Below are 12,455 nucleotides of genomic sequence, written 5' to 3'. Positions count from 1 at the left end.
TAGATTTTAAATTTTAGATTGGAGAATTGAAGTAACAGGGTTAGATAAAACCAGCCCCACCTTCAAGAGGTTAGCTCAAAAGTAGGACTGGCACGTCCGGGTAATTCCGATCAATATAAATGACTTGCGATCGATAGGACATCAACCGGTTGGGAGATATAAATATGCTAAGTGTAAAAAAGTAGGTTTTAGGGCTTAACCAGGAAGCGAGCGTAGCATTTCGCCTACCAAGAATTCCTCGAATTCCGCCTCAAACAAGGCCCCCCAAGGGCAAAAGCCAATTTCGCGCGAGTTCACTGGGTTCTCAAATCTTTACGGCTAGCTAAATCTATAAAATGAAAGACGATCGACTTGCGGAGTATAGCTGCTAACTATTTCTACCTAATTCGTGGAATCCGTTTGTTCGTGCCAGCGCTCGCGATCGAGAGTCCGAGTTTTTTGTGAAAATCGCCCCCAGGTGCCGCTAAAGCTTCGGAGTGGCTTATTGGCGATCCTCTACGAGGGCTTCGCTAACACACATCAAAAAAGTGTTGCTTGCTTCCAGGCAACTCACAGGACAAAATTATAGTTGACAAAAATTACGCTAACTGCAGATAATAGCAAACCCTAGAATTAAACTTAAATGTTTGAGGGGTATCAGTGCTAAGGCGTGATGTCAATCGCCAGCAAATTTACGTATTTGTGCATTTGAGCGTGACCAAAACTCAACCTTTATCCGGGTATACACTGCCAGTATTTGCCTGTGCGGCCGCACTTGCAGCTTTGCGGTGCTTGCGTGAGGGTATCCAGTCTGTTGATAGCGTATCAGTAAATTTACTGGAACCGCAAATAACGGCAGAAATTCCGATCGAACAGGCGTCTGTACTCAAAACTGGTACCGCTTTAGGAGTGACTCGCTCCGATCCGGGGGAAAATCTCGATCTGACTCGCAATACCCCCGTTTGGGCAATGGTGGATTTGCGGAGAGAAGGAGAGGGGGAACAAATACAGATTGTTGGCGGGGAGGGAATTGGACATCATAAAGCAGGTGGAGGAGCGGCAATTTATGATTACGCAATGCGACTGTTGCGATCGAATCTGAGCCTAGAACTCTCACCGTCCGAAAAAATTACTGTCACCCTGATTTTGCCGTCTGGGCGGCAACTAGCCACCCGCACTTCTAACGAAGCTTTCGGCGTGGTAGAAGGACTTTCGCTGCTGGGTACAACAGGCATTTCTCAACCGCTGAGTGCCCCTGGACAGTTGGAACTTTACCGCGAACAACTGCAACAAAAAGCCGAACTGTTTGACTGTTTGGTTTTCTGCATCGGCGAAAACGGCTTGGATTTAGCGCGACAACTGGGGATTAATCCTGAGAGGCTAGTCAAAACCGCTAACTGGCTCGGCCCGCTGCTGGTAGAAGCAGGATATCAAGGCGTGCAGTCAATTTTGCTGTTTGGCTATCACGGGAAACTGATGAAATTGGCTGCGGGAATTTTTCACACTCACCACCACCTCGCTGACGGGCGCAGGGAAATTCTCACAGCTTACTGTGCTAAGGCTGGAATGCCTGCCGATGCTTGTTCCGCAATTTTTGCCGCAGCGACAGCCGAAGAGGCTCTCGGACAACTGCGCGCTTTGGACGCCGAGTTTGGGAGCAATTGGGTCGATCGAATTTACGGCGACATCGCCCGACAAATAGACTTGCGGTCATCGGATTGCATTTTTACTCACACTAACTTGCACATCCCCGTGGGATCGGTGATGTTCGGGCGCGATCGCAAAATTATTGTTAAAAGTGATATAGGAGATACATTTTTGACCCAAATTTGTTAATGTAGTGTGAATATCCCTGAATTCTGTTTAAAACATCGCTCAGGGATAATATTTAACAAGTAATAATTCTTTGTCCCTAGACCTTAATTATACTAGGTTGCTTGGGGACGCAGTTTTTGACGCAAGAGTTCAATTAATTAGGGTAAGGATTGAAGTAAATCTATGCTTGGCCTCGACCCTATTAATCGACTAACATCGCTGACTGCAATCTAGTATAAATAAGATTTATTCCTAGCGACTAATGCTTGCTCGCCTTTCTCAGTATTGTACTGAAGCAGCGACAAATACCTCCCCTACTTTCTGCCCAATTAGCACTTAGCAATTACGCAATAACCGTGACTACTCAAATAGAAACTGAATCCGTTCTCGCAAACTCTTTTCTGGAGCAGATAGAGCGCCAGATAATCGTGATTCTCGACTTCGGTTCGCAATATTCCGAACTGATTGCTCGTCGAATTCGCGAAACTCAAGTATATTCAGAAGTTATTTCTTACCGAACTACGGCAGAACAGTTAAAAGCTATCAATCCTAAAGGAATTATTCTTTCAGGAGGCCCGAGTTCTGTATACGATGAAAAAGCACCCCACTGCGACCCAGAAATTTGGAATTTGGGAATACCGGTGTTGGGAGTGTGCTACGGGATGCAGTTGATGGTCAAGCAGCTCGGAGGCACGGTTGAGCGCTCGAAATTAGCGGAATACGGCAAGGCATCGCTATTTATTGACGATCCTACGGATTTGCTGACAAATGTCGAAGAGGGCAGCACGATGTGGATGAGCCACGGAGACTCGTGTACTCAACTGCCGAGGGGTTTTGAGATCCTCGCTCACACTGACAATACTCCGTGTGCTGCTGTTGCTCACCACGAGAAAAATTTGTACGGCGTTCAGTTTCACCCAGAAGTAGTTCACTCGATCGGGGGAATAGCTTTAATTCGCAATTTTGTTTACCACATTTGCGAGTGCGAACCGACTTGGACGACCGCTACTTTTGTGGAGGAATCGATTCGAGAAATTCGAGAGCAAGTGGGGGATAAACGAGTTTTGCTGGCTCTATCCGGTGGTGTAGATTCTTCTACTTTGGCTTTCTTGCTGCACAAGGCGATCGGCGACCAACTTACCTGTATGTTTATCGACCAAGGGTTTATGCGGAAGTATGAACCAGAACGGTTGGTAAAATTATTTAAAGAGCAATTCCACATTGATGTTGAGTATGTTAATGCTCGCGAACGCTTTTTAGCTCAACTTGAAGGGATTACCGATCCTGAAGTAAAACGCAAGCGGATCGGTCACGAATTTATCAACGTATTTGAAGAAGAATCGAAGCGTCTAGGCCCCTTTGACTACCTCGCCCAAGGTACTCTTTATCCTGATGTGATTGAGTCGGCTGACACTAATGCAGACCCGAAAAGTGGCGAACGAGTTGCTGTTAAAATTAAAAGCCACCACAACGTCGGCGGTTTGCCCAAAGATTTGCGATTTAAGCTGATTGAACCGCTGCGAAAACTGTTTAAGGATGAAGTGCGAAAAGTCGGCAGGTCGATCGGGCTTCCCGAAGAAATCGTGAACCGACAACCTTTCCCCGGCCCGGGATTGGCGATTCGGATTATAGGAGAAGTTACCGCAGAGAGACTAAATATTTTGCGGGATGCTGACTTCATTGTTCGCCAAGAAATTAACCGGCACGGATTGTACGGTGAACTTTGGCAAGCTTTTGCAGTTTTGCTGCCGATTCGCAGTGTAGGGGTGATGGGCGATCAGCGCACTTATGCTTACCCGATTGTTCTGCGATTTATTAAGAGTGAAGATGGGATGACGGCTGACTGGGCGCGGGTTCCTTACGATTTGTTGGAACTGATCTCGAACCGGATTGTGAATGAGGTTAAGGGGGTGAACCGGGTGGTTTACGATATTACTTCTAAGCCACCGGGAACGATCGAGTGGGAGTGATTTCTAATTAGCGATTAAGTAGGCGGACTGATTTTTTTGTCTGTCTACTTATTTTGATTTTGGATAAAAAGGCGATTCCCTGTGGGATAGTTACGCTTCACGGGCTTCAGGGGATGGGGGAGTAGGAAGGGCGATCGCTTTTATAGAACCCATTTGACATTTTTTACTGTATTGAAGAAAAGTGACTGCAAAATTCCTATCCAGCAGTTATTCCCTACTCTACCAGCCTCACAGACGAAGAGTGGATCATCCTCGAATCCTTGTTTTTTCCGGTTGTGGCAAGGTAGGGGAAGAGAACGGGCAAATGCTTGGATAGATACTTGCAAAATCCTCGTCAGTAATTTTTAGAGAACTCTAGTTGATGCGACTGCCAAGGTTAATCTTTGTTTTATTACAAGACTTCGGACAGTGTTTGATAACCAACCGTATAATATGGCTTTCAAGGCGAGTGGGCCATCGAACTACCAAGGAAAAATCACGGGTTTCAGACTAGGAACTAAAAACTCTCCGGACTATTGTTATTAGGCTGATGCTGATAAGGCTTGCAGCCGCTTAGCTCTCAAATGGGTTCTATAAAAGTTTACCATTTGAGCTAAGAGCGCACTTTTTAACGTGCTTAGCTTAAACTCCACTCATGTTTTTTGAGGAAAAAGTTTTATTATAATTTAAGCGTGATCAGCAAAAAAAATCAGGGAGAAGTCTAATGATTACAACAAGAATAACTCAAAGATATCAACAGCAACTTTTGACTTATACTTGGGTGGTATCTTTAGGTTTTTTACTATTCTCACCTGCTGCTACAGGACAGCCAATTACTCCGTCTCCCGATGGCACAGGAACTGCTGTTAATGCCTCCGGCAATCAATTTAACATTAACGGGGGACAGCGCTCACAAGACGGCACTAATCTCTTTCATAGCTTTCAGCAGTTTGGACTCAAAGACGGTCAAATTGTTAACTTTATTTCTGAACCCAATATCCGCAATATTTTAGGGCGAGTTGTGGGTGGCGATGCTTCTTATATTAACGGTTTAATTCAAGTAATAGGCGGTAATTCTAACTTATTTCTGATGAATCCGGCGGGGATTGTTTTTGGTTCCAGCGCTCAACTAAACGTGCCTGGTTCATTCTTGGCAACGACAGCAACCGGAATCGGATTTGGCAACAATTGGTTTCAGGCAGTTGGCGTTAATGAATACGCTATGCTAACAGGAACGCCAAGCATTTTAAATTTTGCTACAGCTCAGCCAGGGGCGATCGCAAATTTCGGTCAACTGCGCGTACCTAACGGGCAAACGCTAGCTTTGATAGGCGGAACAGTTTTCAGCCCCGGTACTTTGTCAGCACCTTCCGGGCAAATTGCGATCGCATCGGTGCCCGGAGAAAACTTAGTCCGCATTTCTCAAGCAGGGCATCTGCTGAGTTTAGAAATTTCCCCCTCTTCTAATCTAGATTCTGCCCCTCTGCCGTTGAATCCCCTCACCCTGCCCCAACTGCTGACAGGGGGTAGCAGCAATGCTACAGGCGTTACAGTTAACAGCGACGGAAGCGTACAGCTAACGAATTCAGACTTGCGGGTAGAAGCTGGCGATGTGGCGATCGCCGACACTCAGGCAACAGGTGCGAACCAAAATTTAGCAGTGTCTGCTCAAACGGCTACTGTGTCAGCGGCGCGTAACCTGACCCTAGCAAACAGGCAACTACAAACAACCGGTGACTTGAAATTGCAAGCGGGGGAAATTGTCCGTATCCGCGACAGCGCGGCTAACTCTTTTTTTACTAATGCGGGTGGAAACCTAGCCGTACAGGGCGATCGCCAAATAGACATCCAGGCGCGCAATCACTCCCAAAGCTTACTGAGCGCTGACGGCCGCATCACACTTACCAGTAACGGTACTGTATTCGGTGATGCCCTCTTCAGAGCTGGCAGCGATTTCTCAATTGCCACACTTCAAGGTAGCCCCGGCAACTTCGCAAGTTCAGGCGGTTCTACGATCGTCTCAGGCGGAAACGTCTCTTTTGGTAATTACGCAGGCGCTTCTCTGGGAGTGCAAGCGGAAGGCGCGATCGCAGTCGGCGATCTCGCTATCAGTTCCGCATCTAGCGATCGACCGCAGTTGGTTTTAACGGCTGGCAACCTACCCACTCCCCTCACTGGAAACAGCACTCTAGCACCCACAAGTTCTTCACCTGCCAGCATTAAAGTCGGCAATATCGCGATCGCAGGTTCAGTTTTTTTAGGCGCTGCAAACAGCATTCAAGCAGCATCCATTACTTCAAATGGCGGAGATCTCGCGTTGGTAGCGTCCGGGGACATCGCAGCGGAAAACCTGAATACTTCAACTTTAAGGGACAATGCCGGCAATATTACCCTCTACAGCGCGGGGGGAAGCATCAATACAAGCGCCAGCACCTTGAACGCTTCCTCGATAGCCGGTAACGGTGGGTCAATTTTCCTATACGGGACAAACGCGATCGCCGCAGGTGGAATTACAACCTCTAGCTTCCTTGGAAACGGAGGCAAAGTCACCCTTTATGGAGAAGGCAACATCAGTGCCGGCAACATCGACACTAGCGGAATCACGGCAGGCGAGATCAGCTTGCTTAGCAATCGAGATGCGATCGACACCGGCGCCAGCACTCTGAACGCGACTGGTGGTAGCGGAGGGGGTAACATCTCTCTCAATGCTTACGGCAATATAGCAACGGGAAATATTCTCTCTAGTGGTGGCAACATTACCCTCAGCAGTCAAGCAGGTGCGATCGGCGTCGGCGATCTCAACTCTGGCAGCAGCAATGCAGGTGGCGATGTAGGGCTTGTGGCATTTGGTAGTATTGCAGCCGGCAACATTGCCTCAAACGGTGGCAGTATCAGCCTCAATAGTGTCAGCTTCAACAACAGCAGCATCAGCGCTAGGAATTTTGATTCGAGTTCTAACAGAGGAGTGGGAGGCGCGATCGAACTCAAAACTGCTGTGGGTAATACTGAGGGTGACATTGTGACTGGTAATATAACCTCCGGTGGCGGTCGTATTTATGTGTTGAGCGAAACCCGCAGCTTTAACGCTGGCAATAGTACCCTAAATTCCAGCTATAGCGGTGGAATTGGAGGCGAGATCGAAGTAAAGACAGGGCCTATAACTCTTGGAAATGTCATTTCTGGAGGTGGCTCGATCTTCTTTATAGGCGACCTCAACGTCAGTGGGGTAATAAATTCTAGTTCCAGCACGGGGAAAGGTGGCGTAATCGAGATTGAAGGATACGATGTTACTGTCAGAGATATTATTTCCGGGGATAGCGCGATTGGTTTTCGCAATGAGCCACTTGGGGGAATCACGCTCAATATTGGCGCTTTAAATTCTATATCTGCCCAAGGGAGGGGTGGCAATATTGAGATTAGGGCGGGTCGTTTAACTACTGTAGGCAACATAACTTCTGGGGGTAGCGCGATTCTCCTTCAAGCCGAATCCAGTCTTAGCGCCACCGGAGACAGAATAGATTCGAGTACAAGCGCAGGGGTTGGCGGTAATATTGTACTCCGCTCCAACGAAGACATCACTGTAGCGGGTTCTATCCTTTCTGGAGGAGGGAACATCAGTTTGCTCACCTCTGGTGACAGTATTAATGCTAAAAACAGCTTCCTCAGCTCTGTAGCTGAGATTGGCCTACCAGATGGAAACATCACTTTACAAGCTGGGAACGCGATCGCTCCGGGCACTATCCTGACCTATGAGGGTAGGATTCGCCTCGCTACGAGCAGCAATAACCCCAACAGCATTGATACCAGTGGCAGCCGATTAATATCTCTGACCGCTCCTACCCTTGTTTTGGGCAGTCCACGATTAGATATTTGGGTAGGTTTCGGCTCTGGGAGTGGTGGGTTAGCTCCCCTAGTACCGCCAGAACCACCAGCACTCGCTGCACTCGCACCACCAGCGATTCAATTCCCTGCGATCGCACCTCTAGGCTTAGGTGTATCGCAACCAGATAATTCTGATTCCTTTGGGGATTCCTTTGGGTTAGTTCCCACGCTGCCGCCAGAAATCGGCGTGCTAGAACCATTAGAAGTTCCTTCATCTGGGTTACCTCCCACGCTGCCTGCAGAAAGGGGCGTGCCAGAACCATTACGTCTCCCAACCACCACACCACTCGTACCAACGCTTGCAAACTCAGAGGCAATACCAACTGCGGCAGCCACTGTACCTGTATCAGTGCAAGTCTCTAATACACAGCCAGGAAATCCTAATACCCTTGCCGCTCAACAATTGAGCCAGCTTAATGGCGATCGAAATCGCGAACCTCAAAACTTAGCAAGCCTGACACCGAGTGCCGCTCAATGCTTAACTGAGGAACAATTACTGGGGCAGCAACCAGGATTGCCTCTCCAGACTGCGCCAAAAGACTACAGCAACGCGATCGCCTGCTACCTGCAGAATTTAGAGCTGGCGAGACTCTCCCGCGATCGCGCTAGGGAAGGCTACGCGCTCAACAATTTAGGCGCGACTTACTACGCGATCGGAGATTATGAAAAAGCAATTTCTTACCACCAGCAGCGCTTAGCACAAGCTGAATCCAGAGCCGATTTATTGGGAAAGGGACAAGCTTTTATTGGTTTGGGAGCTGCTTACGGCGCGATTGGCAATTATAAAAAAGCGATCGAATACTACGAGCAAAGTTTGGAAGTAGCGCATTCCCTAAAATCGGCTGATTTAGAAGCGACTGTTCTGAGAAATTTGGGATTACTTTACTATGCTCAAAAAGAGTATAAAAAGGCTGTTGAATATCAAGAGCAAAGTTTAGCGATTGCTAAACAGCAGCGCGATCGCCGAGGCGAAGCTCTTGCTTTGAGCAATTTGGGATTAGTACACTATTCCCTAACCGATTATGCCAAAGCAATTGATGAGCAGAAACAAAGTTTAGCCATTGCCTCAGCACTGGGCGATCGCTTCGTTCAAGGTCGTGCTCTAGAGAATTTAGGAATTGCTTACTATGCTGTCAAAAATTATCGTCAAGCGATTGAGTCTCACCAACAAAGTTTAGCCATTGCCAGAGAACTGAGCGATCGCCACGCTGAAGGCCGCGCACTCACAAATTTAGGTGACGCTTTATACAAAGCACAGCAACCAGCAGAAGCTATCAAAGCTTTATTTTCAGCTATTGAAATTTGGGAATCTCTGCGGTCAAATTTAGAAAATAACGACCTCAATTTAGTTTCAATTTTTGAAACCCAAGAAACAAGTTATAGTACATTGCAAGAAGTGCTTGCCAATCAAAATCAGCATGAGAAAGCGCTAGAAATAACAGAGCGGGGACGGGCGCAAGCTTTTGTTAAATTATTGACCAACCGTTTTTATTCCCAGTCAGGCAAGGCTACCCTAAACTCATCGGAAAATCAAATAAAACCGCTCAACATCCAGGAAATTCAGCAAATCGCTAAACAACAAAATTCCACTTTAGTTTCTTACTCGATTATCAAAAAAGTTGTAGAAGCTGATGGTCAAAGAAAGCTGCAAGATTCAGAACTTTATATCTGGGTGATGCCGCCGACCGGAAAACTTGAATTTCGTCGCATCAGTTTGAAACGTTTGGTTGAGGAACAAACTGCATTAAAAGCCTTGGTTACTCAAGGTCGTTGCTTCATTCCCAGTTGCCTGCGAAACAAGCAGCGATCCCAACCAACTAGAAATCCCACCGGAACCATGCCTATTGTCGAGCAACGATTTTTAGACCCGTCATTGCAAGAGCTTTATCAACTACTGATCGAACCAATTGCTGACCTTCTACCTCAAGATCCAGCGTCGCGAATTACCTTTATTCCTCATGAATCTTTGTTCTTAGTTCCCTTTGCCGCGCTGCAAGATACTTCGGGAAAATACTTGATAGAAAAACATACTATTTTAACAGCACCTTCAATTCAAGTGCTGTCTTTAACCAAGAAACAGCAACAGCTTGCTTCAGGAAAAGGTGCGCTAGTCGTTGGGAATCCTACCATGCCAAGTGTTGCCTTTACGACGAACCAACCTCCTCAACAACTGTCATCACTCCCACACTCTGAAGCCGAAGCGATCGCGATCGCTCAACTTTTGAATGCTGAACCGCTCACAGGCGACAAAGCGACAAAAGTAGCAGTTTTACAGCAAATAGAGCGATCGCGCATCGTGCATTTAGCAACTCACGGCATCCTGGATGACGTGGAGGGATTGGGGGTACCTGGAGTCATCGCACTTGCCCCAAGCAAGGATGACAGTGGTTTACTCACTGCTAGCGAAATTTTCAATTTGAGGTTGAATGCCGAACTTGTTGTTTTGAGTGCTTGCAATACGGGTCGCGGTCGTATTACAGGTGATGGCATCATTGGTTTATCACGTTCGTTTATTGCAGCAGGCGTTCCGAGTGTTGTAGTTTCTCTGTGGTCAGTATCTGATGAATCAACAGCCGACTTGATGGCGGAATTTTATCGGCAGATGCAACTAACGCCTGATATTGCCCAAGCGCTGCGGAAAGCCATGCTGGTGACATTGGTCAAACATCCTAATCCTGTAGATTGGGCCGCTTTTACCCTCATTGGCGAAGCAGAGAAACGTTAACCCGGAAAAGCTGATTTCCTGTCGTCAAGAGACCTAGACCTGCTCTTCCGTACTTAGTGTGCCGAATTATCATTTTTCTGGTGTCTTACACCCCACGTCCGGCCCTTTGATATCAATTCCGGTCAGATCCGAAGGATTAAACCACAGAGGACGCAGAGGATACAGAGGAAGGGAAGAGAGATGAATATTTCCAATGAAGGGGGGATTTGATATGACTGTCACATTCAGGTATTTTTGACCAAGCCATGAGGTTTGCATCAATTTTGAGGAAATAAAAAGTCAACTGTCGTTACTTGTTGAGAATTGGTTAAAGAAGGGGCAGTTCTTCCTATGAAGGTCTGAAGCTTTTCCACAGCAGGAAGTTCAGACTCGTGCAAGACGAAAATTATCACGGTGTGATACTCAAAGGGCGGAAGGTGGGTTGTAATTTTTCCACCGCTGCATAGGTTTCAATGTTGTGACTTCGATCACTGGTTACACGGACTTGGTTCACCGAATATTTTCAGTATTATCACGGAAAAAAACCAGCACCATCACTTGCTCTTAAGAGAAACCACGAGATGATTAAGGTGTCGAGTTCAAAACAATCCCATGTCTCCAGTTAATCTTCTCCCCGGCGCTATCAACGAATTAATTGCCACTGTCACCGATACTCACCGCGTTACCAAAGCTGACCGCTACGGCATGATGGCCGCTATCCTTGATGAGTCCATCAGTGAAGAAGAACGTGGCTCACTCGATCGTCTGATTCGCTCCCTGGTCAAAGGTCGGATTCAAGTCAGTGATGAACTCTCCATCGTCTCGTAAGCAGAAAGCTCGTTGAGAACTCGACACTCTACAACAGCTTTCGATTGAGAAAGTTTAGACCAATCACTGATATTGCGATCGCCCTCTACAAGCATAGCTTTTTGTATAATGCACTTTTGACATACACAATTAGCGTTCGCAACTTCATAAACATTATGACGGATACCATCCAGCATCTCATTGAGCCACACATTCAAGATTTGGGTGGGTTCCAAGCCCGTCGCTTGCTTCCCTCAGACGTTCTAGCACTGGTAGGCCCGTTCATCTTTTTTGACCATCTGGGTCCTGCGGTGTTTCCACCCGGTCGGGGCGTGGATGTCAGACCGCATCCGCACATCAACTTAGCAACCGTCACCTACCTGTTTGAAGGTGTTTTGCTGCATCGTGATAGTGTGGGCAGCGTTCAAGAAATCAGTCCCGGTGCGGTGAATTGGATGACAGCAGGGCGAGGCATTGTCCACTCCGAACGCACGCCTGACGACGAGCGCAGCAAAGAAGCCATCCTGCATGGCATTCAAACCTGGATAGCACTTCCCGATGAATATGAAGAAACCGACCCTTGGTTTCGGCATCATCCGGCTTCTGAGCTGCCTGTTTGGGAGGATGCAGGAGTTTCGTTCACCCTAATTGCCGGTGAGGCCTATGGTCGTACTTCCCCAGTTCAAATATTTTCACCCATGATTTATCTGGACGTGCAACTGACTGCTGGAAGAGAATTTCCCTTACCGGGCCATTACAGCGAACAGGCGGTTTACAGCGTAACAGAGGGGCTTGCGATCGATGGAGTGCCTCTGGAACAACATCGGTTGGCAGTTCTAAATTCAGGCACTGAAGTAAACATTTCTGCTTCAGGCAAGGCTCGTTGTATTGTGATTGGCGGTGAACCTGTTGGTGAGCGGCATAAGTGGTGGAATTTTGTTTCGAGTCGGCACTCGCGCATTGAGCAAGCTAAAGTCGATTGGAGAGAGGGACGGTTTGCTCAGGTTCCTCAAGAGACAGAGTTTATTCCGCTGCCACAAGAGCCACCTTCTCAAGCAGAGCAACCGTTGTGAATAACCGCAGCGATTTAAATTAAAAAACTTTTTGTTGATTCACAATCTGTCTTTTTTACTCTAATCTTCACGCCTATTATTCCCAAACTTTTGATGCCGTTAGGCATAGATTCTAATTAATTAGGTGAGAATATTGTAGGGATGATATTATGTCCGGTCGATTAACCACGATTAAACTTTTGCCTCCGGCCACCAATAGAAATGAGTCAAACCACTGATTAACTGTTTGAGATTTAACAGTTTTTG

The 12,455-nt window shown here is 47.1% G+C and carries 5 protein-coding genes; all 5 read left to right on the top strand.

All coding sequences use genetic code 11. The features are described 5' to 3' along the window. Positions 1-693 precede the first annotated feature (693 nt). The 5 genes from cbiD (at position 694) to QUB25_RS16485 (ending at position 12,209) form a co-directional block, all read left to right on the top strand. Positions 694-1,815, top strand: coding sequence for a cobalt-precorrin-5B (C(1))-methyltransferase CbiD (cbiD, locus tag QUB25_RS16505; RefSeq protein ID WP_333184420.1), 1,122 nt, complete (start codon positions 694-696; stop codon positions 1,813-1,815). Positions 1,816-2,162: 347 nt separating this feature from the next. Beyond that, positions 2,163-3,764 (top strand): glutamine-hydrolyzing GMP synthase, encoded by a 1,602-nt coding sequence (gene guaA / locus QUB25_RS16500; protein WP_445251958.1) that lies wholly within the window; start codon positions 2,163-2,165, stop codon positions 3,762-3,764. Positions 3,765-4,467: 703 nt separating this feature from the next. Continuing rightward, complete coding sequence (locus tag QUB25_RS16495) at positions 4,468-10,350, top strand: CHAT domain-containing protein (protein WP_333184281.1); 5,883 nt, start codon at positions 4,468-4,470, stop codon at positions 10,348-10,350. A 591-nt stretch (positions 10,351-10,941) separates the two neighbouring features. Continuing rightward, the gene (locus tag QUB25_RS16490) at positions 10,942-11,157 is read left to right on the top strand and encodes a hypothetical protein (protein ID WP_006631949.1); all 216 of its coding nucleotides are present in this window, start codon (positions 10,942-10,944) and stop codon (positions 11,155-11,157) included. A gap of 155 nt (positions 11,158-11,312) precedes the next feature. Further along, entirely contained in the window at positions 11,313-12,209 is an 897-nt protein-coding gene (locus QUB25_RS16485; RefSeq protein WP_333184278.1) for a pirin family protein, read from the top strand. Positions 12,210-12,455: the final 246 nt, after the last annotated feature.

It is taken from the genome of Microcoleus sp. B3-D7, assembly GCF_036705305.1.
GTDB lineage: Bacteria > Cyanobacteriota > Cyanobacteriia > Cyanobacteriales > Microcoleaceae > Microcoleus.
The sequence above is the reverse complement of the archived record's forward strand: the minus strand, read 5'-3'. Positions and strand labels throughout refer to the sequence as shown.